This is a genomic window from Rhizobium sp. WSM1328, from assembly GCF_057653715.1.
On record NZ_CM172788.1, the window covers coordinates 934,145 to 959,450 of the forward strand.

Annotated in this window: 23 protein-coding genes; 11 read left to right on the top strand and 12 right to left on the bottom strand. The window is 62.4% G+C overall.

Annotation, left to right across the window (positions count from 1 at the left end; all coding sequences use genetic code 11):
* Positions 1-19 precede the first annotated feature (19 nt).
* Complete coding sequence (locus AC2444_RS04785; RefSeq protein ID WP_012756619.1) at positions 20-712, bottom strand: helix-turn-helix transcriptional regulator; 693 nt, start codon at positions 710-712, stop codon at positions 20-22.
* A 130-nt stretch (positions 713-842) separates the two neighbouring features.
* Here AC2444_RS04785 and AC2444_RS04790 point away from each other — a divergent pair, with 130 nt between their 5' ends.
* The 3 genes from AC2444_RS04790 (at position 843) to AC2444_RS04800 (ending at position 3,189) form a co-directional block, all read left to right on the top strand.
* Complete coding sequence (locus AC2444_RS04790; RefSeq protein ID WP_012756620.1) at positions 843-1,478, top strand: LysE family translocator; 636 nt, start codon at positions 843-845, stop codon at positions 1,476-1,478.
* Between the two features lie 192 nt (positions 1,479-1,670).
* Positions 1,671-2,111 carry a c-type cytochrome gene (locus tag AC2444_RS04795; RefSeq protein WP_012756621.1) on the top strand — a complete coding sequence of 147 codons (441 nt, stop codon included), beginning with the start codon at positions 1,671-1,673 and terminating at the stop codon, positions 2,109-2,111.
* Between the two features lie 163 nt (positions 2,112-2,274).
* On the top strand, positions 2,275-3,189 hold the full coding sequence (locus tag AC2444_RS04800) for a c-type cytochrome (RefSeq protein WP_012756622.1): 915 nt from the start codon (positions 2,275-2,277) through the stop codon (positions 3,187-3,189).
* A gap of 126 nt (positions 3,190-3,315) precedes the next feature.
* On the opposite strand, the gene AC2444_RS04805 is transcribed toward AC2444_RS04800, so the two are convergent.
* Both AC2444_RS04805 and AC2444_RS04810 read right to left on the bottom strand, forming a co-directional pair.
* Positions 3,316-3,945 carry a glutathione S-transferase family protein gene (locus AC2444_RS04805; RefSeq protein ID WP_128449120.1) on the bottom strand — a complete coding sequence of 210 codons (630 nt, stop codon included), beginning with the start codon at positions 3,943-3,945 and terminating at the stop codon, positions 3,316-3,318.
* A gap of 189 nt (positions 3,946-4,134) precedes the next feature.
* Positions 4,135-4,629: a GNAT family N-acetyltransferase gene (locus AC2444_RS04810; RefSeq protein ID WP_012756624.1), complete on the bottom strand. Its 495-nt coding sequence runs from the start codon at positions 4,627-4,629 to the stop codon at positions 4,135-4,137.
* Between the two features lie 268 nt (positions 4,630-4,897).
* On the opposite strand from AC2444_RS04810, the gene dmeR reads away from it, so the two are divergent.
* The 3 genes from dmeR (at position 4,898) to bla (ending at position 7,335) form a co-directional block, all read left to right on the top strand.
* Positions 4,898-5,170: a Ni(II)/Co(II)-sensing transcriptional repressor DmeR gene (gene dmeR / locus AC2444_RS04815; protein ID WP_003546569.1), complete on the top strand. Its 273-nt coding sequence runs from the start codon at positions 4,898-4,900 to the stop codon at positions 5,168-5,170.
* A gap of 105 nt (positions 5,171-5,275) precedes the next feature.
* Positions 5,276-6,274, top strand: coding sequence for a CDF family Co(II)/Ni(II) efflux transporter DmeF (gene dmeF / locus AC2444_RS04820; protein WP_012756625.1), 999 nt, complete (start codon positions 5,276-5,278; stop codon positions 6,272-6,274).
* A gap of 146 nt (positions 6,275-6,420) precedes the next feature.
* Positions 6,421-7,335 carry a class A beta-lactamase gene (gene bla / locus AC2444_RS04825; RefSeq protein ID WP_012756626.1) on the top strand — a complete coding sequence of 305 codons (915 nt, stop codon included), beginning with the start codon at positions 6,421-6,423 and terminating at the stop codon, positions 7,333-7,335.
* 59 nt (positions 7,336-7,394) lie between these two features.
* Here the strand turns inward: bla and AC2444_RS04830 are convergent, their stop codons facing one another.
* The 4 genes from AC2444_RS04830 to AC2444_RS04845 form a co-directional block, all read right to left on the bottom strand.
* Complete coding sequence (locus tag AC2444_RS04830) at positions 7,395-7,859, bottom strand: hypothetical protein (protein ID WP_012756627.1); 465 nt, start codon at positions 7,857-7,859, stop codon at positions 7,395-7,397.
* A gap of 71 nt (positions 7,860-7,930) precedes the next feature.
* On the bottom strand, positions 7,931-10,270 hold the full coding sequence (locus AC2444_RS04835; protein WP_012756628.1) for a glucose/quinate/shikimate family membrane-bound PQQ-dependent dehydrogenase: 2,340 nt from the start codon (positions 10,268-10,270) through the stop codon (positions 7,931-7,933).
* A 207-nt stretch (positions 10,271-10,477) separates the two neighbouring features.
* Positions 10,478-12,208: an ABC transporter ATP-binding protein gene (locus tag AC2444_RS04840; RefSeq protein ID WP_012756629.1), complete on the bottom strand. Its 1,731-nt coding sequence runs from the start codon at positions 12,206-12,208 to the stop codon at positions 10,478-10,480.
* Positions 12,209-12,363: 155 nt separating this feature from the next.
* A complete protein-coding gene (locus tag AC2444_RS04845; RefSeq protein WP_128449118.1) occupies positions 12,364-13,866 on the bottom strand; it encodes a protein adenylyltransferase SelO in 1,503 nt (500 codons plus the stop codon).
* A 241-nt stretch (positions 13,867-14,107) separates the two neighbouring features.
* Here AC2444_RS04845 and AC2444_RS04850 point away from each other — a divergent pair, with 241 nt between their 5' ends.
* The gene (locus AC2444_RS04850; protein ID WP_012756631.1) at positions 14,108-15,562 is read left to right on the top strand and encodes a DHA2 family efflux MFS transporter permease subunit; all 1,455 of its coding nucleotides are present in this window, start codon (positions 14,108-14,110) and stop codon (positions 15,560-15,562) included.
* Between the two features lie 97 nt (positions 15,563-15,659).
* On the opposite strand, the gene AC2444_RS04855 is transcribed toward AC2444_RS04850, so the two are convergent.
* Positions 15,660-16,607, bottom strand: coding sequence for a homocysteine S-methyltransferase family protein (locus AC2444_RS04855; protein WP_012756632.1), 948 nt, complete (start codon positions 16,605-16,607; stop codon positions 15,660-15,662).
* 218 nt (positions 16,608-16,825) lie between these two features.
* On the opposite strand from AC2444_RS04855, the gene AC2444_RS04860 reads away from it, so the two are divergent.
* Positions 16,826-17,494 (top strand): TetR/AcrR family transcriptional regulator, encoded by a 669-nt coding sequence (locus tag AC2444_RS04860; protein ID WP_012756633.1) that lies wholly within the window; start codon positions 16,826-16,828, stop codon positions 17,492-17,494.
* 11 nt (positions 17,495-17,505) lie between these two features.
* On the opposite strand, the gene AC2444_RS04865 is transcribed toward AC2444_RS04860, so the two are convergent.
* Together AC2444_RS04865 and AC2444_RS04870 are read right to left on the bottom strand one after the other, a co-directional pair.
* Entirely contained in the window at positions 17,506-18,030 is a 525-nt protein-coding gene (locus AC2444_RS04865; RefSeq protein WP_012756634.1) for a DUF1697 domain-containing protein, read from the bottom strand.
* A gap of 226 nt (positions 18,031-18,256) precedes the next feature.
* Positions 18,257-20,365, bottom strand: coding sequence for a S9 family peptidase (locus AC2444_RS04870; RefSeq protein WP_012756635.1), 2,109 nt, complete (start codon positions 20,363-20,365; stop codon positions 18,257-18,259).
* 250 nt (positions 20,366-20,615) lie between these two features.
* Between AC2444_RS04870 and AC2444_RS04875 the strand changes: the two genes are divergently transcribed.
* The 3 genes from AC2444_RS04875 (at position 20,616) to AC2444_RS04885 (ending at position 22,623) form a co-directional block, all read left to right on the top strand.
* The gene (locus AC2444_RS04875; protein WP_012756636.1) at positions 20,616-21,005 is read left to right on the top strand and encodes a DUF930 domain-containing protein; all 390 of its coding nucleotides are present in this window, start codon (positions 20,616-20,618) and stop codon (positions 21,003-21,005) included.
* A 114-nt stretch (positions 21,006-21,119) separates the two neighbouring features.
* The gene (locus tag AC2444_RS04880) at positions 21,120-21,980 is read left to right on the top strand and encodes a polysaccharide deacetylase family protein (protein ID WP_128449115.1); all 861 of its coding nucleotides are present in this window, start codon (positions 21,120-21,122) and stop codon (positions 21,978-21,980) included.
* Between the two features lie 85 nt (positions 21,981-22,065).
* Entirely contained in the window at positions 22,066-22,623 is a 558-nt protein-coding gene (locus AC2444_RS04885; RefSeq protein WP_012756638.1) for a PH domain-containing protein, read from the top strand.
* Positions 22,624-22,635: 12 nt separating this feature from the next.
* Here AC2444_RS04885 and AC2444_RS04890 read toward each other — a convergent pair whose 3' ends face one another.
* Entirely contained in the window at positions 22,636-23,934 is a 1,299-nt protein-coding gene (locus tag AC2444_RS04890) for an NAD(P)/FAD-dependent oxidoreductase (protein ID WP_012756639.1), read from the bottom strand.
* An 18-nt stretch (positions 23,935-23,952) separates the two neighbouring features.
* Positions 23,953-25,119 (bottom strand): AI-2E family transporter, encoded by a 1,167-nt coding sequence (locus tag AC2444_RS04895; RefSeq protein WP_041935485.1) that lies wholly within the window; start codon positions 25,117-25,119, stop codon positions 23,953-23,955.
* Positions 25,120-25,306 lie beyond the last annotated feature (187 nt).

Genomic DNA, 25,306 nt, shown 5'->3' on the forward strand with positions numbered 1-25,306 from the left:
ATCGCGATTGGGCGAACAGCTACACGGCGATCGGTTTCTCTGTCCAGCCGCTGGTCCAGAGTTCCCGCAGCCGGTCGCCGTCGCCCTTGAAGAAATCCTCAGCTGTCGCACAGCGTTCCACCCGGTCGCTGCGGAAATTGCGGATCGCCTGGCGCAGCTCGCACCAGGCGACGATATTGGCGGTCTGCGAATAATAGATCAGCGCGACCGGCCGGATCGTCCGCTCGCTGGCGCGGCCGAGCTCGTCGCGATAGCCGAGCATCAGCTTGCGTTCGTCGCGGATCGCGCGGCGCACGATCGCCAGGTCGAAGCCCGCCGGCTGCGCGATCGAGCCCCAGGCGTAAAGCGCCTTGTTGTCCATCGCCTGGCGCAGGGGCGCCGGCACGGCGCCTGATATCTTCCGGTTGACCCGGCGCGCGGCCTGCTTCAGCTCCTCGTCCGCCGTCCGTTCGAGCAGCGCCAGCGACAGCACGATCGCCTCCATCTCCTCGATCGAGAACATCAGCGGCGGCAGGTCGAAGCCCGGCCGCATGATGTAGCCGATGCCGCGCCCGCCTTCGATCGGCACCCGCATCGCCTGAAGGGCGGCGATGTCGCGATAGATCGAGCGCACGGTCACTTCGAGCGTCTCGGCCATCGTCGCCGCCGTCATCGGTTTTCTTGCCAGCCTGAGGATCTGAATGATCTCGAAAAGCCGCGAGGCCTTGCGCATTTAACCTCTCCCATCCGCCACGCTCCTGACAATACACTGTCAGTTGGGTTCCCGTATAGAGCCGCCTATCGGATTGAAATCAATCAGGGTCTTTTGAAAACGGCCCGCAGAACCCAAGGCGGTAACTGACATGAACTACCACGAAAACCTCTGGCTCTTCTTCACCCTTCTCGTCGGCATCATCATCGTGCCGGGTATGGACATGCTCTTCGTGCTCGCCAATTCGCTGACCGGCGGCGTCAAGCGCGGGCTGGCGGCGACCGGCGGCATCATGGCCGGCGGCGCCGTGCATTCGGCCTATGGCGCGGCTGGGGTCGGCGTGCTCGTCACCATGCTGCCGCAGCTCTTCAACGTACTGCTGTTTGCCGGCGTCGCCTACATGATCTGGATCGGTATTTCGCTGATCCGCAGTTCGATCACCGTCGAGGCGGTCGAGCCGGGAACCGCACGCTCCGGCTGGCGCGCCTTCCGCCAGGGCGCTGTCACCTGTCTCGTCAATCCGAAGGCCTATATTTTCATGTTCGCTGTCTATCCGCAGTTCCTCAGGCCGGAATATGGCCCGATCTGGATGCAGGGACTGATCATGGGCGTCATGACTGTCGTCACCCAGTTCGCCATCTACGGCACGCTGGCGATGACGGCCGGCCGCAGCCGCGACCTGCTCGTCGCCAACCCTGACGTCACGGCCTTTGTCGGCCGCTTCGCCGGACTGCTGCTGGTTGCCGTCTCCGCCTTCAGCCTCTGGCAGGGGTGGAAAAGCGCCTGAACCGCCACTGCATGTCGCCCGGAAGTGTGCAGCGGTTCCGGGATAACGACATACATAAAAGCAGAGAACGGCCTATCACATTGTTTTTATGACAATCCGGCAAAAAGTGACTGTCTGCCGCCGTGGATTTTGTCATGCTCCCGGTGCAGATTGGCCATCGGCCAGCTTGGCCGAGGAAAAAGGGAGAGAAATATGAATTGGAAAGCAGCAGCTGCGGCTGTAGCGATCGCCGGCATGGCCTTCAGTTCGGTGACCGCCGCCGACGGCACCCATGATTCGCGCATTGCGCTGATGAAGCAGATCGGCGGTTCGGCTGGCGCGCTGGCGGCCATCGCCAAGGGCACGAAGCCTTACGACGCCGAGGCGGTGAAGGCGGCACTGACGACGATTGCCGCAACGGCCAAGGTTTTCCCCGATCAGTTCAAGCCGGGCACGGAGACCGGCGACAAAGAGGCGAGCCCGAAAATCTGGGAAAACATGGACGACTTCAAGGCGCGCGCCGCCAAGCTCTCCACTGACGCCGAAACTGCGCTCGCCCAGCTTCCGGCCGATCCTGCGGCCGTCGGCGCCACGATGAACACGCTTGGCGCCAATTGCGCGGGCTGTCACAAGGCCTATCGTATCAAGGAGTGATAGGCCGGCCTGAGCAATTCCAGCAAAGGTGCGCGGCTTGCTTCCGCGTGACGTGGGGGAAATGGAACGCTCGGGACCCGCGATCCGTGCCGGGCTTGCCGCCGGCGCGGATCGCTTTATGTGGGACCGACGGCGGCAACATTGGCAAAAGGAGAGGCGGCGCATGGTCCGCAGGTTCATCCGGGTACTGCTCTGTCTGATCGGCGTCGCTGTGCTCGGCGGGGGCGCCTTCTATCTCGTCACCGCACCCGATCCGCTGCCGGAGAGCCATTGGGCGGGTCTCGGCGCGCCGGATCCGGCAAATGGTCAGATGGTTTTCTGGGCGGGCGGCTGCGTCAGCTGTCATGCCGCACCCGGGTCCGAAGGCGATGCAAAGCTGACGCTTTCAGGCGGCCTGGCGCTGAAGAGCCCTTTCGGGACCTTCCACGTGCCGAACATCTCACCCGATGAAAAAGCCGGCATCGGCACCTGGACGCTTGCCGAGTTCGGTAATGCGATGAAGCGCGGCGTCGGCCCGGGTGGCGAGCATCTCTACCCGTCCTTTCCCTATGGCTCCTATTCCCGCATGAGCGACAAGGACGTCAACGATCTCTATGGCTTCCTGAAAACCCTGCCGAAGAGCGCAAACGTGGCGCCGCCGCACGAACTGCCGTTCCCCTTCAACATCCGGCTGGCGCTCGGCGGCTGGAAATTTCTCTATCTCAACGACCAGCCGCGCGTCGCCCTGGCAAAGAGCGACGACAAGATCAAGCGCGGGCAATATCTCGTCGAAGGCCCCGGCCATTGCGGCGAATGCCATACGCCGCGTGATGCGCTCGGCGGCTTCAAGGCGGATCAGTGGCTTGCCGGCGCGCCCAATCCGGAAGGCAAGGGTCGCATACCCAATATCACCCCGGCTTCCGAGAGCATCGGCGGCTGGAGCGAGGCCGATATCGCCAGTTATCTCGAAACCGGCTTCACCCCCGATTTCGATTCCGTCGGCGGCTCGATGGTCGATGTGCAGCAGAACATCGCCCATCTGCCGGCCTCCGACCGTGAAGCGATCGCAGCCTATCTGAAGGCCGTGCCGGGACGCTAGAGCATGTTGCGAGCAACGACATGCGTAAAAACAAACATCCGAAGCGCGTCGCATGAATCAAGTTTGATGCGACGCGCGCTTTAAAGTGCGGTTGTGCTTGGCGCTTTCGCAGGGTCCCACGCCTGTTTATAGGGAGGTGGGACCCGGCATCAGATCATAGGGATGGCGCCAGCCGGGCATCGTGCTGATACGATCTTTCCAGGCTGCGATAGCCGGGAAGTCGCTGTGATCTATCCCGGTTTCCTCCGGCATGAAGACGTAGCCCGCCAGAGAGAGGTCTGCGATCGTCAGCCGATCGCCGACCATGAAGGCCTGGTGCGCCAGATGTTCGTCAACAATGGCATAGGCAGCTTTGGCCCTCAGTCTCAAAAACTCGACGACGGGCGTCTCGCCGCTCTTCTGGAGGCCATACATGAACCTCAGCGTCGCGTAATAGCTCGTGAATTTGTGGTTGTCGAAAAGAATCCAACGCATGATGTCACGTCGCTCTTCGGCTGTCTGCGCCCCGAAGTGGCCTGTCACCTCTGACAAATAGTCCAGGATAATCCCCGATTGGCTGATCTTCGTTTGGCCGTGCTCGAGCACAGGGGCTTCGCCCTGCTCGTTTATGGTTTTTCGCCATGCTTCAGTGCGTGTTTCGCCGCCGAGATAGTCAACGAAAATGCTCTCCCACTCGATGCCGGCAAGTGTGAGGAAGAGCGCGACCTTGTAACAGTTCCCCGAGAGAGCGAAGCAATGTAGTTTGAAATCTGGCATGAAAGCTCCTCATGCAATTCGAGAATTGTCAGTAGGCTGAAACCGGTCCCTACATAAACCCGATCGGCCGCTTCATGACCTCCAGCCCTGAAGCGCGTCGCAATCTTTCAGATTTGCTCGTCGCGCTTTAGGCCTTTATGTCAACGCATCCTGTTATCGCAACACCGCTCACACTTTGCGCGACGCGCTTTAGGCGATCGATTGCATGTAGCGCATGCCGGTTACTGGCCGCGGGGTGAAATCCAGCTGTTCGTAGAAGCGGTGCGCCAGCACGTTTCCGGTGGCGGCGCTGACGGAGAGGTAGCCGCAGCCGGCATTGCGGGCGGTCTCGCGCGCCCGGTCGACGAGCAGCTGGCCGGTGCCGTGGCCGCGATGGCCGTCGCGCACGAAGAGATGGTGCAGGTCCATGCCGCGCTTGCCTTCCTGCGCCCTGTAGAGCGGCACGAGAATGGCGTAGCCGATCAGACCTTCGCTGGTCTCGGCGACGAGCGCATTGATCCAGGGCAGGGGCCCGAAGAGGTCGCGCTCCAGCTGCTCCGGCGTTGTGGCAGCCGCATCGCCGTGATGGGCGGCAAGCAGGGCGATCATCTCGCCGAGTTCGGGCAGGTCGCGCGGCTTGGCGGCGCGGATCGTCACCACCGATGGGCGCATCAGTGAAATTTCGCTGTCTTCGATTTCGGTCATGGTCTTCGCGTCCTTTGATAGTCTGCCGTCAGGACGCTGCCGATACAACAAAGCCGCCTGACGGCGGCTTGTTGACAATATGATCTTGTCCGGCCGCCCTTTACAGGTACAGCCAAAAATACGAGCGGCTCTGGTGCGCGTTCTTGATCATGGATCATAGATCGTCGGAAACGCGGGCTTTGTCAATGGCGGATCAAGCCCATCACCGGCATTGAGCCTCGGCTTCAGCCTTGATACTATACCCCCCTATGTTATATGAAAGCCCATCATGTCCCACACCACCCTGCAGAAAAAGAAGCTCGTCGCCCGCATCAGCCGGCTGAAGGGGCAGATGGAGGCGGTCGAGCGCGCGCTCGAGGCCGAGCGCCCCTGCGGCGAGATCCTGCAGTTGCTCGCCTCGATCCGCGGCGCCCTCACCGGGCTGACCGGCGAGGTGCTCGACGATCACCTGCGCGAGCATGTGCTGAATGCCGCTGATGATGCGGCCAGGGCAGAGGCGGTCGAGGAAATATCCGAAGTCTTGAGAACCTATATGCGCTAGAGCAATTCCAGGAAAAGCGTGAAGCGGTTTTCCCAGGCAAAGCGCGTAGCGATTTTGCCGAGAATTGCGTAAAAACAAAGAGTTATGGCGACGAAGGAGCCTGTCATGAGTGCCGGAATCGACAAAGTTGGAATTGATGCCCTGGAACACGATCACGTCTTCCTCGGCACTGATCATGCACGCAACGAGCGGCGCATCTGGCTGGTGATTGCGCTGACGGCGGTGATGATGGTGGCGGAAATCGCCGCCGGCACCGTCTACGGCTCCATGGCGCTCGTCGCCGATGGCTGGCACATGTCGACCCATGCCAGCGCACTGCTGATTTCCGCACTCGCCTATCTCTTCGCCCGCCGGCAGGCGCGCAATCCGCGTTTCACTTTCGGCACCGGCAAGCTCGGCGATCTCGCCGGCTTCGCCAGCGCCATCGTCCTCGCGCTGATCGCCCTGCTGATGGCCTGGGAGAGCCTGCTGCGCCTTTCCAATCCCGTGCCGATCGGCTTTGCCCAGGCAATCGCCGTGGCGGTGATCGGCCTTGCCGTCAATCTGGTGAGCGCCTGGCTGCTGGCCGGCGGCGGCCATGTCGCGCATGGCAATCATGCGCATCACGGGCATGGTAATCATGCCCATGCCCACGGCCATCATCATCACGGACATGGCGATCATGCCCATCACGCAAAGACCGGCGACAACAACATCCGCGCCGCCTATCTGCATGTCATCGCCGATGCCCTGACCTCCGTGCTCGCCATCGCGGCGCTGACGCTCGGCAGTCTCTACGGTTGGCTCTGGCTCGATCCCCTGATGGGCATCGTCGGCGGGCTGGTGATCGCCAACTGGTCCTGGAGCCTGATGAGATCCTCGGGCGGCGTCCTTCTCGATGTCGTTCCCGAAGGCGAGACGCTGCCGGCGGAAATCCGCGGCGCCATCGAGACGGAGGGCGACCGGATCACCGATCTGCATGTCTGGCAGGTCGGCCCCGGCCATCATGCCGCGATCGTCGCCGTCCTCACCTCGCAGCCGCGAGACCCGGCTTTCTACAAGGGCAGGCTTTCGGCGCTGGAGGAATTGTCGCATGTAACGGTCGAGGTGACGCGCGCGGCGTGATCGGCGCGGGCGGAGACGCTCGGCGGACGACAAGATCGCTCGGCGGACGATTAACATCGCTCGGCGGACGATTAACATCGCCGCGGGGACGACAAGTCGCCGCAATCGCTGCTTAGCTCTGTCCTCCTGATTCGCCGGAGGATTTCATGGATCTCAGTCTGACCCGCCGCATGCTGATAGGCTCGGCATTGTGCCTGCCCGTGCTGACGCTTCGAGCCAATGCCGAGGAGGGGGCCAAGGAGAGTGCCAAAGAGAGTGCCGGCGAGGGCGACGACAATATCGAACACCGCCTTGCCGCATTGGAAAAACGCACCGGCGGCCGCCTCGGCGTCTCGGTGCTCGACACCGATACGAGCATCTCCTTCGGCTATCGCGGCAGCGAGGCCTTCCCGATGTGCAGCACTTTCAAGGCGCTGGCCGCCGCTTTCGTGCTTGCCCGGGCCGATAAGGGCGAGGAGAACCTCGACCGGCGGGTGACCTACGGCAAGGACAAGCTCGTCGATTATTCGCCGCTCAGCGAAAAACATGCCGGCACTGATGGGATGACCGTCGCCGAACTCTGCGAGGCGGCGGTGACCGTCAGCGACAACACAGCCGGCAATCTGCTACTCGAAAGTTTTGGCGGGCCGGCGGGCCTGACCAACTGGCTGCGCTCGATCGGCGACGGCACGACCCGTCTCGACCGCACCGAACCGACGCTGAACGAGGGCCGGAAGGGTGATCCGCGCGACACGACGACCCCGGATGCGATGCTCAACACGCTCGGCAATCTGACGCTCGGCTCGGTCCTCGCCGAAGCCTCCTGCGACAGGCTGATCGCCTGGCTGGTGACGAGCACGACCGGCAAGGAGCGGCTCAGGGCCGGCCTGCCGGCGGATTGGAAGGTCGGCGACAAGACCGGCACCGGTCCGAATGGATCTCTCGGCGATATCGCGGTGATCTGGCCGCCCGATCGCGGCCCGATCGTCGCGGCCGTCTATATCAGCGAGACGACCGTGCCGGTAAAGGAGCTCAACCCGCTCTTTGCCGAAGTCGGCCGCATGATCGTCGAGATGGTGTGAATCATAAAAAATGCGGCGGAGAAGGCTCTCCCGCCGCATGCTGTCGATCTTTCAGTGGCTCAGGCGGCGGTGATATCGTCTGCCGTCTCGGTGCCGTCATCCTCGATGCCGGCCATCTCGCGCTTGATCTGGTCGGCGATTTCCTTCTCGATTGCTGCGCGCTGGTCGGCCGGCATGGCGGCCAGATCGGCCTCGGTCAGATCGTGCTGCTCGAGGTAGCGGGCCCGGATATATTCCGCCGGCGTCATGTTGCCCCATTTGGAGAATTCGTCGACCAGGGAGTCATGCGCAGCGCTTGCCGCCACTTCTTCGTCGGAGGGCGGGTTGATATAAGGGCCTTCGCTGCTTTGAAGAGCCCAGATCGTATTGGCGATCGAAGGCGGCGTGCTGCTGGGCTCGAGACCGGGCGCGGTATTGCGCGCTGTTTTGGTGAAGTCCGTCGTCTGCTGATTCTTGGATTTGGCCGGCTGATCGAAAAGGCCGCCGATGCCGTAATAGTTGCGAATATTGCTAGAGATTTCCATAAAAACTCTCCCCGAAAACCGGGGAGAGAATGAAGCGGTAAACCTGCGCAGAGCTTGCGGGAAGCTTGGTGTCACGGCAACGTATAGGCGATCACATAATCGCCGGGCGTGGTGCCGACCGAGCCGTGGCCGCCGGCGACCATGACGACATATTGCTTGTTGTCATCGGTCATATAGGTCATCGGCGTCGCCTGGCCGCCGGCGGGAAGCCGTCCCTGCCAGAGCTCCCGGCCACTCGTCACGTCATAGGCGCGCAGGTAGTTGTCGACCGCGGCCCCCAGGAAGGCGACGCCGCCCTTGGTCAGCATCGGCCCGCCGATGCCGGGCACGCCCACCTTGAAGGGCAGGGGCAATGGCGTCATGTCGTGGACGGTGCCGTTCTTGTGCATATAGGCGATCTTGCCGGTGCGCAGGTCGACGCCGGCGACATAACCCCATGGCGGCGCCTGGCAGGGGATTTGGAGCAGCCCGAGGAAGGGACCCATGAAGACGCCGTAGGGCGCGCCGTCATTGCGGTTGAGCCCCTGTTCGCTGCCCTTCTCGTCCTGGCCTCTCGGAGGAATGTCGGCGGCCGGCACCAGGCGCGAGGTAAAGGCGAGATAGGTCGGCATGCCGAACATGATCTGCCGCTCCGGATCCACCGCCACCGAGCCCCAGTTGAAGGTGCCGAAATTGCCGGGATAGACGATCGTCCCTTTCAGCGAAGGCGGCGTAAAGCGGCCCTCATAGTGGTAGCGGTGGAAGTCGATGCGGCAGGCCATCTGATCGAACAGCGATACGCCCCACATGTCTCTTTCCTGGAGCGGCTTTGGCGAGAAGGTGAGGTCCGAGATCGGCTGCGTCGGCGAGGTATGATCGCCCGAGACCGCGCCGCCTGGCGCTGGTATTTCCTTGATCGGGATGATCGGCTCGCCGCTGCGCCGGTCGAGCACATAGATATCGCCCTGTTTGGTCGGGCCGACCAAGGCCGGAACCACGGTGCCGTCTTGCTTCGTCAGGTCGATCAGCGCCGGCTGGGCCGGCACGTCCATGTCCCAGAGATCGTGATGCACTGTCTGGCGCACCCAGCGCAACTGGCCGGTGGCGATATCGAGCGCGACGATAGAGGAGGAGAATTTCTCGACATTGTCGCTGCGGCCGATGCCGATCTGGTCGGGTACTTGGTTGCCGAGCGGGATGTAGACCATGCCGAGCGCCTCGTCGACGCTGAAGACCGACCAACTGTTCGGCGAGTTGGTCGTATAGGTCTGGCCCTCGGTGATCGGCGTCGTCACATCGGGATTGCCGGAATCCCAATTCCAGACCAGGGCGCCGGTATTGATGTCGAAGGCGCGGATGACGCCGGATTGCTCCTCAGTCGAATAATTGTCGTTCACCGCCCCGCCGACGATGATTTTGCCCGCCACCGCGACCGGCGGCGAAGTGGAATAATAGTATCCGGCCGGGTTGAACCGCATGCCGGTTTCCAAATGCAGCACGCCCTGGTCGGCAAAGCTGGTGCAGACCTTCCCGTCCGCCGCATCGAGCGCGATCAGCCGGGCGTCTGAGGTCGGCAGGTAGACGCGCTCGGCGCAGGGCTGGCCGGCGGCAACGGTTGGATCGGCATAATAGGTGACGCCGCGGCAGGTCTGATGCTGCCGGTCGGGGTTCATGCCCGAGTTGGCGTCGTATTTCCATTTCTCCTTGCCGGTCTTGGCGTCGAGCGCGATCGCCCAGTTATGCGGCGTGCAGAGATAGAGCGTGTCCTTCACCTTCAGCGGCGTCACCTGATAGGTCGTCTCGCCGACATCGTCCGGCCGCTTGACGTCGCCGGTCTGGTATCGCCACGCTTCCTTGAGGGTGGAGACGTTTTCGGCGGTGATCTGGTCGAGTGGCGAATAGCGCTGGCCGAAGGGCGTGCGGCCGTATTGATGCCATTCGCCGTCCGGGACGCTGCCGCCGAAGGCGGGATTGGCGGCGACCGTATCCTTGGGCAGCTCGCCGGCGAGATCATGGGGGTCAGTCGTCATCGAATAGAGGGCGACAAGGATGGCGAGAATGACAGGCGCGGCGAGCGGCCAGGGGTTTGCGGCATAGGTGATGCCCGTTGGGCTGCGCAGGCCAAGCGGCCGGCGGATCCATGGCGTCAGCAGCCAGAGCCCGAGCAGGATGATCATGCCGCCGCGGGGCCCAAGCTGCCACCAGTCGAAGCCGACCTCCCAAATCGCCCAGGCGAGTGCTGCGACGACGAGCACCGCATAGACCCAGAGCGCCACCGCCTTGCGCATCAGCAGCAGCCCGGCGGTAATCAGGAACATCAGCCCGGCGAACAGATAGAAGACGCTGCCGCCGAGCGTGACGAGCCAGAGCCCGCCGCCGCTGAGAGTGAGCCCGACGATGATGAAGAAGATGGAGGTGACGATGATCGCCATAAGGCTGTCTCCCGCTGAGGTTAGCCGGGCTGAAGGATCGGCGGAAAAGTCCCGCCGATCAGGCAGATAGCGCGAAGGAGATGCCTTTCAACGGCCACAATTGCCGCAGGGGCTACAGCGCCACGCGTCTTTTAAGACGCGCAAAGGACGCTGTAACACTTTGAATGCTGCATAACTTTAGCTTTAAATCGATTCCGATTTAAGGAATTATGCAGTCGGTCCGGATGCACCGAACTGGGCTTGATGCAGCCTGGCGTAGCCGCCTTCGCGCGCCAGCAACTGGCTGTGCGTGCCCTGTTCGACGATGCCTGACGTTCCCACTACGACGATGCGGTCGGCGTTGCGGATGGTGGCGAGTCGATGGGCGACGACCAGCGTGGTGCGTCCCTTGGAGAGCGCCGACAGCGACTGCTGGATGGCATATTCGGTCGCCGAATCGAGCGCCGAGGTGGCTTCATCGAGGATGAGGATCGGCGGATTTTTCAGGAAGATGCGGGCGATCGCCAGGCGCTGCTTCTGCCCGCCGGAAAGCTTGACGCCGCGTTCGCCGACGACGGTATCGAGCCCGTTCGGCAGCGACAGCACGTATTCGTCGAGGGCGGCGCGCCGCAACGCGTCGATGATCGCCGCGTCGTCGGCGCCAAGCCGGCCATAGGCGATATTGTCGCGGATGGTGCCGCCGAACAGGAAGACGTCCTGGGCGACGATGCCGATCTGCGAGCGCAGCGACTTCTGGGTCATGTCGCGGATGTCGATGCCGTCGATCAGGATCGAGCCGGAATCCACCTCGTAAAAGCGCGGCAGCAACGAGCAGATCGTGGTCTTGCCGGCGCCGGACGGACCAACGAAGGCGATCGTCTCGCCGGCCGCGATCGAGAGTTCGAGCCCGTCGAGCACCTTGCCGTCGCCGGTATAGCCGAAGCTCACATTGCTGTAGACGATGTTGCCGGTAAGGTGATCGACGCTGGTCGCGTTCGGCCGGTCGGCGATATCTGGGGCGGTGTCGATCAGCTGCGTGAAGCGCTTGAAGCCGGCGATGCCCTTCGGATAGCTCTCCAGCACCGAGGTGATCTTGTCGATCGGCCGGAAGAACACATTGACCAGCAGCAGGAAGCCGACAAAGCCGCCATAGCTGAGTTCGCCCGATATGACGAACCAGGTTCCCGATATCATCACCACCAGTTGCACGAAGCGCGTGCTGAAATAGCTGAGCGTGATGCTGGCGGTCATATAGGCATAGGCGTTGAGTTTGGTTGCCCTGTAGCCCTCGTTGTTGCGGGCGAACAGATCGCGTTCGTGATCCTCGTTGGCGAAAGCCTTGACGACGCGGATGCCGCCGACGCTTTCATGCACGCGTGTATTGAACTCACCGACCTGCCGGAACAGGTCTCGCCAGCTGAGCGTCATCTTGGCGCCGTAGCGGCTGACTAGCCAGGTCATGAACGGCACGATGGCGGTCGTCAGCAGCGCCAGCTTCCAGTGCACGGTGAACATCAGGATGAAGGCGCCGATGAAGGTCATGATCGCGATGAACAGGTCTTCGGGACCGTGATGGGCGACTTCGCCGACTTCTTCGAGGTCCTTGGTCACATGGGTGATCAGATGGCCGGTCTTGTTGTTGTCGAAATAGCGGAAGGACAGCTTCTGGATATGGTCGAAAGCCTGCCGGCGCATATCGGTCTCGATGCCGATTCCGAGCGCATGGCCCCAATAATTGACCACCGCCATCAGCGCCGTGTTGAACAGGTAGATGACCAGCAGCAGCCCGGCCGTCGCCGCAATCAGCCACCAGTCCCGCTGCGGCAGCAGGGTGTCGACGAAGAGCTTGACGGCGATAGGAAAGCCGAGTTCCAGCAGCCCGGCAACGACCGCGCAGCCGAAATCGAGAAAGAACAATTGCTTGTAGGGACTGTAATAGCGAAAGAATCTGAGCAGCATGGACGGCCCCACGGGAAATGCGGAAGGAGGCGCCGCTCCTCGTCAAGGACGCTGTAGCGGCGGCGATCCTGCAAGGACAGCCCTTTTCGTCGCAGGCCGGATGGAAGCGGATCGCTGTGGCGCAACTGCCGCACCGAAAACGATCGAAGCGCCTGTCACGTTCCGCAGAAGGTCGCAAGCACCCGTTCGTCGGGCTTCGGCGGTTCCCGATAGGCAACAAAGCCCGGCTGGTCCTCATAGGGTTTCGAAAGCACGCTCAGCAGCGCCTCGAACAGCGAAAAATCGCCATTCTCGACGGCGGCCTCGATCGCCTGTTCGACGCGGTGATTGCGCGGAATGAAGGCCGGATTGACGCGGCGCATGGCAATGGCGCGCTCGGTGGCCGTCTGCGAATCGCGTGACAGCCGCTCGCGCCACTGCGTAAGCCACGCGCCGCGGGCGTCCGGCTCGCGGAAACTCGCCGCAAATTCAGGCTCTGCGGCATCATCGCCGGCAAGATCCGATAGCCGCCGGAAGGTCAGGGTGAAATCGGCGCCCTGCGCCTGCATCAGTGACAGTAACGCCTGCACCAGGTCGAGATCGCCGTCCTCTTCGCCGGCAAGGCCGATCTTTTCGCGCATGCCGGCCAGCCAATGCGCCTGGAACCGTTCACCGTAACTCTTTATCACGATATTGGCCTTGTCGACCGCGCCGTCGGGCTCGGCGTCGATCAGCGGCAGCAGCGTTTCGCCGAGCCTTGCGAGGTTCCATTGGCCGATGCCGGGCTGGTTGGCATAGGCGTAACGACCATGCTGGTCGATCGACGAAAAAACGGTCGCCGGATCATAGGCATCCATGAAAGCGCAGGGGCCGAAATCGATCGTCTCGCCGGAGACGGTCATATTGTCCGTGTTCATCACGCCATGGATGAAGCCGACATGCAGCCAGCGGGCAATCAGCGCCGCCTGGCGTTCGGAGACCGCTTCGAACAGCGCGAGATAGGGGTTCTCGGCTTCTTTCAATGCCGGATAGTGCCGGTCGATCACATAATCGGCCAGAGCCCGCACGCCGTCGGTATCGCCCCTGGCTGCGAAGTACTGGAAGGTGCCGACGCGGACATGGCTGGCCGCGACGCGGGTGAAAACCGCGCCCGGCAGCACCTCTTCGCGATAGACCGGCTCGCCTGTCGTCACCGCCGCCAGCGCCCGCGTGGCGGGAATGCCGAGCGCGAACATCGCTTCGCTGATGATATATTCACGCAAGACCGGCCCGATTGCCGCCCGCCCATCGCCGCGGCGCGAAAAAGGCGTTGGTCCGGCGCCCTTCAGCTGGATGTCGTAGCGCTTGCCGCTGCGGCCGACCACCTCGCCGAGAAGGATCGCCCGCCCGTCACCGAGCTGCGGCGAGAAGCCGCCGAACTGGTGCCCGGCATAGGCCATCGCCAGCGGTTCGGCCCCTTCGGGAACGAGATTGCCGGAAAAGATCGCCGCGCCATCGCGGCGCAAGGCCTCGACATCGAGCCCGAGTTCGGCGGCGAGCGCCTCGTTGAGCTTGATCAGCCAAGGCTCCGCCACCGCGGTCGGCGCTTGCGCCGCAAAGAAGTGGGGCGGCAAACCGACATAGCTGTTGTCGAACGGAAAGGCCGCACCGGGCCGGTTTTTCTGCAGGGCGGAGGTCATGGTTCATAGGTAGGGCCGGGGTGTCTGTGGCGCAAGCCGGACATTCACGAAGATCGAACCGATGCAAGGAATCGTGACCTGCCTTTACCTCTCGTCAAAGCAGCTTTGCCATAAACGACATAGCGCCGCCATGATCGCGGGCGTATAGCAAATCGTCTCCCCTTGGCTTTACGCCATGTCATCCCCCGCGGCCTTGCTGCCTTTGTGTGCTCCGCCGCGCCACCGCGAGTGATCCCGGACGATGTCGGATCAGATTTACCAGGCGCCGATGGTTCGGCGCGCCACGCCCAATTTTCGGGTGATCGCGATGATTGTCGCGAGTGCGATGCTGATGGAAAACATCGATGCGACCGTGCTTGCGACCGCGCTGCCCACCATGGCGCGCGATTTCGGCGTCGGCGCCCCGGCCATGTCGATCGCCCTGACTTCCTATCTCTTGAGCCTTGCGATCTTCATCCCGGCAAGCGGCCGGATGGCCGACAGTTTCGGCTCCCGCACCGTTTTCCGCTCGGCGATCGCCGTCTTCGTCGTCGGCTCCATCCTCTGTGCTCTGGCGCCGACGCTGTCCTTCCTGGTGCTGGCGCGGCTGCTTCAGGGCATAGGCGGCGCGATGATGATGCCGGTCGGGCGCCTGGTGCTGATGCGCAGCGTCGACCGCAAGGATATGGTCAGCGCCATGTCCTGGCTGCTCGTACCGGCGCTGATCGGCCCGATTGTCGGCCCGCCGCTCGGCGGCTTCATCGTCACCTATCTCGACTGGCGCTGGATCTTTTATATCAACGTGCCGATCGGCATCATCGGTATGATCTTCGTCTCGATCTACATCGACGAGGTCAAGGGCAAGGCAAGTGGTCCGTTCGATACGATCGGTTTCGTCCTCTCGGGCATCTCGCTCGGTTCGCTGCTCTTCGGCTTCGAAATGTCGAGCCATGAGGGTGAGGGTGCGTTTTCGATCTTCCTGATCGCCATCGGCCTGCTCTTCGGCATCGCCTATCTCAGGCATGCCCGCAAGCATCCGTCGCCGATCATGGATTTCTCGCTGATGAAGGTGCCAAGCTTCGGCACGTCTGTCATTGCAGGTTCCCTGACCCGCATCACGCAAGGGGCGCAGCCCTTCCTCCTGCCGCTGCTCTTCCAGATCGGCTTCGGCCTGTCTGCCGCCGCGGCCGGCCAGATCATCATCGCGACCGCGCTTGGCGCTCTCGCCATGAAGCCGATGGCCAAGTTTGTCTTCCGCCGGCTGGGCTTCCGCAGAAGCCTCATCCTCAACGGTATCCTCGGGACGATCGGCTATGGCCTTTGTGCCGCCTTCCGGCCGGACTGGCCGATGCCGCTGATCTTCGTCGTCCTGGTGCTCAGCGCCTTCTTCCTGTCGTTCCAGTTCACCGCCTATAACACCATTGCCTATGACGAGATCAGCAAGGAGCGGATGAGCTCGGCCACGAGCTTCTACACCACCTTCCAGCAGCTGATGCTGTCACTCGGCATCTGCATCGGCGCCTTGGCGCTGCACGGCTCCATGGCTTTGTCAGGCACTGAGACGCCGGCTCTTGGCGATTTCTCGGCCGCCTTCATCGTCGTCACGATCATCTCGATCACCGCCACCTTTTGGAACCTGCGCTTCTCGCCGACCGCCGGCGAGGAGATCACCGGCTATAGGGCGAAACAGAGGAAGGGCGCCGTCGCCGAAAGCTGACGCCGCCCGCGGCCCGTCCACCGCCGTCGCCATTTCTGTTGTGCCGTGCCGGCACCCTCTGCCCTGCCGGATACAACATCTCCTCCCTCTCAGGTCGTCACGCCGCTTGCGGCAGGCATGCCTCGCAGATCGCCGCGATGTGGCGGTGGTCGGTGCCGCAGCAGCCGCCGAGCACGCGGAGCTCCGGCATGCGGTCGATGAGCGTGCGGTAGCGGCGGCCGAGATCTTCCGGATCGCCCGCATCCAGCGTCTCGCTATTGTCGAGCTGCTCATGGCTCATGGTCGAGGCATTGGCGCGGATGCCGGAAATGCGCCTCACCCAGGCGCTTCCAGGATCGAGCGCTGTTTCGAAATGCGTCGGGTGGGCGCAATTGATCATGTAATAGGCCGGCGCCCCGCCGGTCATCGCATCGGTCGTCTCGATGGCCTCCTGAATGCTGCGGCCCGTCACCAACCGGCCATCCGTCTCGAGCGTGAAGGAGATGGCCGAGGGCATGCCGAGCGCCTGTGCCGCCCGCGCCACGCCGATCGCCTCGTCGATATTGGTCAACGTGAAGGCGCTCACCATGTCGGCTTCCGTGCCGGCAAAAGCCCCGATCTGAAAGGCGTGGTAGTCTTCCGCTTCGGCCGCATCCATGAAGCCTGCCTTGTAGCCGTCGCCGCGCGGGCCGATCGCGCCGCTGATCACGATCGGTTGCTCCGGCCGTTCATAGGCGCTGCGCAAGCCGACCAGCAAGTCGATGGCCTCCTCGTTGACCGCCTTCAGGGCTTCGCTCGTATAGCCGAGCTTCTGCCCCCAGTCCGGATTGGCCCGCCATGTGGCGGTATCGAGCACGAAGCCAGTGCCGTGCCGCCGTGAGACATCGAGATAACGGCGATAGTAATTCCGCATGCGCTGCCGCCCGTCTTCGGAAGCCAGCAATATGAAGGCGGCGAAATGCGGAAGCTCGATCCCTTCCTGGAAGATCATCGTCGTTTCCATGCCGCCATCGGTAATGAAAGTGCCGCCTTTGAGCTGCGGCAAACAGTTTCTGTACTTTGCCATTGTTGAAGCCTCTCCCTCGCGGCAGCCGATTGGCTGCCGTCGATGAATGATGTTCTGGCGCTTAATCGGCTGCCAAACTAGGCGACTTGAGGTATACTCCAGGCGGTTGTGGCTTTTGCCGATTGATATCAATTGCTTGCTTCAACCGAGGCTGCCGGGGGCGGAGGCAGGTCTGATCGTGCGACGCGGAAAACTGTACCGCCGGTACAGGAGGGGACATGCGAAAGGGCGAGGAAACGCGGACCCGCATCCTCGATGTGGCCGAAGCGGCTGTCTTGCAGAAGGGTTTCGGCGGCACTTCCATCGAGGAACTGATCGCCGAGACCGGCATCACCAAGAGCGGCTTCTTCTATCATTTCAGGGACAAGAACGAGCTCGCCAAGGCGCTGCTCAACCGCTACATCGAAAATGACGAGCGCATCTACGACGAAATCTTCAGCCGCGCGCGCGAGCTGACCGGCGATCCGCTGCAATCCTTCCTGCTCGGCCTGAAGCTGCTTTCCGAATTGCTCTCCGACCTGCCGAACGGCCATCCGGGCTGCCTTGTGGCGGGCATCTGCTATCACGAGCGGCTGTTCGACCGGGAGATACAGGAGATCAACCGGAATGCGGTGCTTGCCTGGCGGCGCCGTTTTGGCCGCATGCTCCGGGAGATCATGGAGGTCTATCCGCCGCGCGAACCCGTCGACGTCGACCAACTCGCCGACATGGTGTCCTCCGTCCTGGAAGGCGGCATCGTTTTGTCGAAGACGCTGAAGGAGCCGAACACGCTGGCCGAACAGGTGCTGATGCTCCGCACTTTCGTGAAGATGCTCTTCCTGCCGGTGGCGGAGATGCCGAGGGCGTCGAGCGGTTCAGCCTTTCATGGAGGCGCAGAGCCGCACTAACTTTTTGGGCGTCAGTCCCCGTCCTCCAGCGCCGCCGCCATTTCCGCGAGCTTGCGCACGGTGTTGAGATTGCGCGACGTCCCCGACTTCACCGCCGGTAGTTTCAGCTTTGAGCGGCCGGAACCATTGGGGTAATGCACATAGATTTCGCGGCCGGCGAGTTTCGCCTCCTCGCCGTCGAGCGCCACCATCGTCTCCAGCGCATCGCCGGGCGCCTTTTCAGGCAGGAAGTAGACGAGCAGGAAGTTCGGCTTGGCATCGGGAAAGGGTGCGTTGGCAACGATTCCGTCGAGTTCCTTGCGGCTGCGCACCATCACGCCTGGCCGTTTGCCCATCGTCTTGCCGAGCGCCTCGTCGAGCCGCTCCTCCACCGTCTTTTCCGCCTCATCCGAGCGGAAAAGCACGTTGCCGCTCTGGATGTAGGTCTTGACGTCGGAAAAGCCGAGGCCTTCGCAGATCGCCTTCAGCTCGGCCATTGGCAAAGAGCCGGTGCCGCCGACGTTTACGGCGCGGAGGAGGGCGATATAGACGGGCATTTCTTTCTCCCTTGACCTCGTGCCGTGCCGGCCCCCCTCTGCCCTGCCGGGCATCTCCCCCACAGGTGGGGAGATTGGCTGGGCGCGATGGCTTCCCCAAACAACAGGCCGTCACATCAATCTTAAATCAGGGCGAGGCATGGCCTCCTGCCGATCTCCCCCCTCGTGGGGGAGATGCCCGGCAGGGCAGAGGGGGGTGCCGTGCCACTAGCACGCCCCCAACCCTTCACATCTTCCCAGCAACCTTGATCGCAAACGCATACTCGAACGCGATCTCTTCCAGCCGCTGGAAGCGGCCCGAGGCGCCGCCGTGGCCGGCGTCCATGTTGGTCTTGAGCAGGATCGGCGCGTTGCCGGTCGTCTTGTCGCGCAGCTTCGCCACCCATTTGGCCGGCTCCCAATAGGTGACGCGCGGGTCGGTCAGGCCGCCGAGCGCCAGGATCGGCGGATAGGCTTTTGCGCCGACATTGTCATAGGGCGAGTAGGATGCGATCTGCTCGTATTCTTCCTGGCTGTCGATCGGGTTGCCCCATTCCGGCCATTCCGGCGGGGTGAGCGGCAAAGTGTCGTCGAGCATGGTGTTGAGCACGTCGACGAAGGGAACGGCGGCGATGAGGCCGGCGAACTTCTCCGGCGCCATGTTGGCAACCGCACCCATCAGCATGCCGCCGGCCGATCCGCCCTCGGCGATGATCTTCGCGTAAGAGGTGAACTTCTGTTGATTCAGATAATCGGCCGCTGCGACGAAGTCCTTGAAGGTATTCGTCTTCTTGTCCATCTTGCCGTCTTCGTACCAGGAAAATCCCTTGTCCTTGCCGCCGCGGATATGGGCGATGGCATAGACGAAGCCGCGGTCGGCGAGCGACAGGCAGTTGGTGTTGAAGCCGGCTGGAATGGTGATGCCGTAGGCGCCATAGCCGTAGAGCAGGCAGGGGGCGCTGCCGTCGAGTGGGGTATCCCTGCGATAGAGCAGGGTGACCGGCACCTTCTCGCCATCCCATGCCGGGGCAAAGACGCGGCGGGTGACGTAGTCGTCGGGATTGTGGCCGGACGGCACTTCCTGCGTCTTCAATAGCGTGCGCTCGCGCGTCACCATGTTGTAGTCGTAGAGCTGCGACGGCGTCGTCATCGACGAATAGGAGAAGCGGATGATATCCGAGTCATATTCCGCCGCGCCCTGCAGCCCCAGTGAATAGGCTTCCTCGGCGAAGGCGATCGCATGTTCCTCGCCGGTCTCCCGATTGCGGATCATGATCTGCGGCAGCCCGTCCTTGCGCTCCAGCCACAGAAGATGGCGGGCATAGGCCATGTGGCTGATAACGAGCGTGCCGGGCTTGTGGGCGACCACTTCGCGCCAGTTCTCTTTCACCGGATTGTCGACCGGCGCTTCCATGATCTTGAAATCCTTGGCGCCGCCGTCATTGGTGAGGATGTAGAAGACGTCGCCGCCCTCGGTCAGCGAATATTCGATGCCCTCTTCGCGTGCCGCCACCAGTTTCGGCTCGGCTGTCAGGTCCTTGGTCGACAGCAGCCGGTATTCGCTGGTCTCGTGGTCGTGAATGTCAATATAGATGAAATCGTCGAGCAGCGAGCCGCCGACGCCCATGAAGAAGCCGGCATCCGCTTCCTCATAGACCAGCCGGTCTTCCGACTGCGGCTGGCCGAGAATATGGTGGAACACCTTCGACGGCCGGTGATTCTCGTCGAGCGCCGAATAGAAGAAGCTCTTGCCGTCGGGCGCCCAGACGCCGCCGCCGCCGGTATTCTCGATCCGGTCGGCAAGGTCTTGCCCGGTCTGGAAGTCGCGCACCTGCAGCGTGAAGAACTCCGAACCCTTGTCGTCATAACCCCAGATGCCGCGGTTGTGGTCGCTGGTATGGTCGAGGCCGGCGAGGCGGAAATAGGCCTTGCCGGCCGCCTCCTTGTCGCCGTCGAGCAGCACGGTGCGGATCGTCTCGTCGGCGACGTTGCCGTCGCGGGCGATGCGGAAAAAGCGCGGCTGTTCGCCGCCTGTGACATAGAAGGTGCCATAGGCATAGGCGCCATCCTTCATCGGCACCGAGCTGTCGTCTTCCTTGATACGGCCGCGCATTTCGGCAAACAGCACCTTCTGCAGCGGCTTGGTGTCCTCCATCGCGGCGTTCATATAGATGTTTTCAGCTTCGAGATGGCGGCGGATTTCAGGATCGAGGATCGACGGATCCTTGAACATCGCCTGCCAGTTATCGGCGCGCAGCCAGGCATAGTCGTCCGTGCGGGTAATGCCGTGGCGCGTATCGGAGATCGGCTTCTTCGGTGCGGCAGGCGGTGTCGGCAGGCTTTTGAAAACGGACAAGGAATGGCTCCGGGTCGGAATGCGGGTTGGCAAGAGATAGAGGCGCGCCGCCGCCGGATCAAGCGGCAAGGGTGCGACAAGGCCGCGGATGACCTTCCACAGACAAGGAGGACGCCCGGCCCACCTTGCCTTGATGTCACCACAATATTTAAGAAAGTCCGCTATCTCAGTGAATTTGCACGTGCCAAGCTCCCGGCAAGCTGTCGGCGGTAGGGTAAGAATTGCAGAACAGTAAGGGATTTTCACCGCAATGCCGAAACGTCTGGTCCTGTTTCTATCCCTCGCAAGCCTTGCTGCCCCCGCCTTTGCCGTCGATCCCGCCATCAAGAAGCAGCTGGAAAAACTCGATCCCTCGACCCGCCTGGAACAGAGCTGCGACACCGAGGCGATGAGCCGTATCAACAAGGACAGCACCGGCTTCAAGCCCGACAAGGTGATCGCTTACACCTTCAAGGACCCGATCCCCGGCGACAATTCGCTGGACGCGCCGGGTGCGGTCTTCCGCAGCAAGGGCGACTGGTACCATCTCTCCTACAATTGCATCACCGGTCCGCAGCATATCAACGTGCGCGAACTCAATTATGAGATCGGCGAGAAGGTGCCGCGCGAGAAGTGGGACAAGTACTATCTCTATGACTGATGCGGTGATTGATGCGGTCCTGCCCGTCCAAGCGGCTACGGTGACATCCGGCCGCATGGCGCCGGGAGAGAGCCGCCGCTAAAATCGGCAGCTCGAATCATAGAAATCCATTACATGAACCGCATCCTGCTCGCTTCGGCGTTCCTTCTCGTCAACATCTCCGCTGCATTCGCGGACGAAACCCCGTCAGCGCTGCCCGCCCCGGCCGCAGTCAGTCCGGTCGCGGCTGCAGTCAGTCCGGTCCCGGCTGCAGTCAGTCCGGTCCCGGCTGCAGTCAGTCCGGCCCCGAAGGCGTCGGCGCCAAAGCTTGTCGAGCCGCATCTGCACATCGCCCGCTCGAACCTTGTCGGCCACGCTCGCATTGCGCTCACCTTCGATGCCTGCATGGGGCAGGCGGACGAGCGCATCCTTTCGACGCTGGTGCGTGAACGCATCCCGGCAACGATCTTCGTCACCGCCCGCTGGCTGAAGCGCAATCCAGCAGCACTTGCCGTCTTCCTGCAAAACCCCGATCTCTTCGAACTCGAAAATCATGGCCAGAACCATATTCCGGCCGTCGACACGCCGACGCTGATTTATGGCATCGCGTCCGCCGGCTCGCCGCAGGCGGTGCGGCAGGAGGTCGAAGGCGGCGCTGCCGCCATGGTCGCAGCCGGCATCCCGGCGCCGCACTGGTTCCGGGGTTCGACCGCCAAATATGACCTGTCCGCCATCGGCGAGATTCGCGCCATGGGCTATCGCATTGCCGGTTATTCGGTAAACGGCGACGGCGGCTCGCTGCTTGGGGCTGTCATCACCGAAAAGCGCATCGCTTCCGCCAAGGACGGCGACGTCGTCATCTCCCACATCAACCAGCCGACCCATACGGCCGGCGAAGGGGTGGCGAAGGCGCTGGTCGATCTCAAGGCCAAGGGCACCCAATTCGTCCGCCTCCAGGATGTCGAGGACACCGGCGACGACAAAACGACCGAATAGAGCGTCCGAACCTCTTGCTTGTTTACCCCCGGAAAACGAATAATGCTGTTTTTGTTTGTTCGGTTGCGGGAACGTAGGGGAGCGCATGTCTCGTGCGGTTTGGAATGTCGAAAGTGAAATTCGAAATGAGCTTCATCCCGCGGAAGTGGTTGTCTGGACAGGGCAGCCAAGTGCCTGGGGAACTTTCGTTTTTAAATGTCCCGATGTGCTTTTTGGCGTGATCTTCGTGATCGTGGGTTCCCCCGCGCTGTTGTGGGCAAATAACGGGGTTATCAGCATCGATCAGCCAGCTGGAATCATGGGCATCATATTCCCCGGGATCTTCATGCTCATTGGCATCTCGACTATCGCGGGCGTGGTTTTCGATATGATCGCCACGAGTCGAACCGTTTACGCCGCCACCGATCGCAGGCTTCTCATCATTCGAAACATGATCAGGCGACGCGCGACGACGATAGCACCAACAGCCATCAACGTCGTGGAGGCCCGGGAAAAATGGGACCGCTCGGGAACCCTCACTTTCCGTCGGGAGGGAGACGGGGATAGCGTCAAAAAATTCGCCTTTATCGGTATCCCAAACGTTCGCGAAGTGGCTAAGCATGTTGAAGAGTTGCGAATGAGTGCAAGAAAACAAGCCAGCTAGACGACTGAAATTTCAGCGCCTTTGGCTTTCCGTCTCGCTTCTATGCATTCCCGAATGAAAGCGCGCCAAACCCGGCCCATCCCTGTCGAGCGCAAAATCTTCGAACCAGTCGCGATGCATGCCGGCCAGCATGGCGCCGATCATCTGCGCGGCGAGATAGGAAAAGGTGATGCCGTTGCCGCCGTAGCCATAGGCTGCGAAGACATGCGGCGTCTCCGGCACCGGGCCGATCAGCGGCAGACCGTCGACCGTCTCGCCGAAAGTGCCGCACCAGGCGTGTTCCACCCGCGTATCGGCTTTCGGCCACAGCCGCTTCATCTTCTCCTGGATTGCCATGGTCTTTGCCGGCAGCTTGCGGTCGCGCGCCTCCGCATCGATCGTCTCGTCATCTTCGCCGCCGGCGACGATGCGATTGTCCGCCGTCGTGCGCATGTAGAGATAGGGGTGGCTGTCCTCCCAGATCAGCGCCCTGTCACGCCAGAAATTTGCCGGGTCCTGCGGCACGGTGGCGAGCGCCCAGCTCGAAGTCGACCGGTGCAGCTTCGGCATGTCGAGGCCCGGCATCGAATAGCCGGTCGCCAGCACGACATGCCGCGCCTCGATGACGTGGCCTCCATCGGTCTCTGCCGTGACGTGGTCGCCTTCGCTGTGCAGCGCGGTCACGGAAGCGTCGAGCAGCCGCGCGCCGCGCCGCACCGCCATCTCAATCAGGGCCCAGGTCAGAAGCAGCGGATCGCACTCCGCCGAACCCGGCGAATAGATCGCGCCATCCCGGTCGAGTTCGAATTGTGTGAAGAGATCGGGATGTTCGAGATAGACACCGGGCAGGCCCGCCCGGCGGCGAAGCTGGCGCTCCTCCAAGAGGTCGCGTGCGCCTTCGCGGCCGTCGGCCAGATAGAGCGTGTTGCGCGGCCGGAAGCTGCAGACGATGCCGTTTGCGGCGATCAGCTTGGAAAGGCCGGCGACCGCGGCACCACTGCGGCGGTAGATGCCGGCGGCGCGCTCGAAGCCGTAATAATCCTCGAGTTCGGTGAGTGTGCTGTCGATTTCCCATTGCAGCATCGCCGTGCTCGCCGCAGTGCTGCCGAAACCGGGCTCCTCGCGGTCGATGATCGCCACCGAAAAACCGCGTGCCGTCAGATGTTCGGCAACCAATGCGCCGGTGATGCCGCCGCCGATCACGGCGACGTCGGTGGAAAAGCTCTGCTCGATCGGCCGCCATTCCGGCCGTATACCGCTCTTCCCCCAGAGAGAACGGCCGCTCACCATCTGGTCGTGATCGGATTCGGCAAGATCGAGATCAGATGCCACTGAAGTTCCCCCGGTTGATCATTTCGGCAACTGCGGCTGCGGTTTTTCCTCGATCAGCAATTCGTCGATGATAGTCATGACGATCAACGAAAGCGGCAGCGCCAGCATGGCGCCGACGGCGCCCCACATCCAGGTCCAGAACAGGATGGCGAGGAAGACGACGAAGGGATTGATTTCCAGCCGCCGTCCCATCACCGCCGGGAAGATCAGGTTCTCCATGAGCAGATGCACGGTGAAGAAGGCTGCGGCCGGCATCAGGCCGATAAGGAGGCCATCATGGGTGAGGATGCCGGCGACGGCGACGGCAAGCGTCATCAGTGTGATGCCGAGATAGGGGATGAAGCTCGACAGGAAGGCGAAGAAGCCCCAGAGCACCGGGGCCGACAGCCCGCCGGCATAGGCGATGACAGTCATGACCACGCCGAGCCCGACATAGATCAGCGAGGCCGTGGCGAAATAGAAGCCGAGCACCTGCTCGACAGCGTTGATGACACGGATCGCCGCCAGGCGCTGTGTGCGGGTGCGGAAGGTCATGATGATCGTCTTGCGCAGATTGACCCGACCAGCGAGGAAGAACAGCAGCGCCGCAAAGAAAATCAATCCCTGCACCAGGGCCGGCGTTAGGCTGGTGGTCACGACATGCAGCACGTTGCCGGTGTTCTCGAGCAACGCGCCGATCGACATCGACCCGCTTTCGAATGTCGCCGGCGTGATATGCAGCCATCTGATGCGCTCCAGATAAGGCATGACGCGGTTGATGGTTCGCTCGGCGAAGGCGGGGCCTTCATTGGCCAGCGTCATTAGCGGGTCGGCAAGCGAGTTGATCAACAGGAAGATCACCAGCGCCACACTGCTTGACAGGATGAAGGCGTTGGCAAGCCGCGGCACCCCCATCCTGCTGAGCTTTTCTGCCGCCATGCCGAGGATCATGCCGACGACGACGGCAAGCGTGATGGGAATGAGGATCAGCGACATCAGATAGACGGCGGCAAGGAAGAGAATGCCGAAGATGCCGATGATCGCCCAGGCCATGCTGACGTCGAGCCCGTCCTTTTCCAGCCGGTGCAGCGGTGGCGGCGGCAACTCTTCGGCTGCCTCCTTCAGCGACTGTGCCCAGGCGCTGGTGTGGCGTTCGCCGATGGCGATCTTCTTTGCTTGTTTGCGGATGCCGTTGGCGATGCCCATGCGGTGAGGTCCCCGAAGCCCCATTGCTTCCTCACGGAAACGCGCCGATAGGGTTCCGGTTCCTCAAGGGTGTGACAATGTGGCGCGGTGCACGTGAAGGCGCACCGCATTGGCGCCCTTTGCCGTCCGGCGTGCAACCGAAGCAGGACGATTTCCGCCGTTATTCCTTCAACCGGAGGGCTGAACC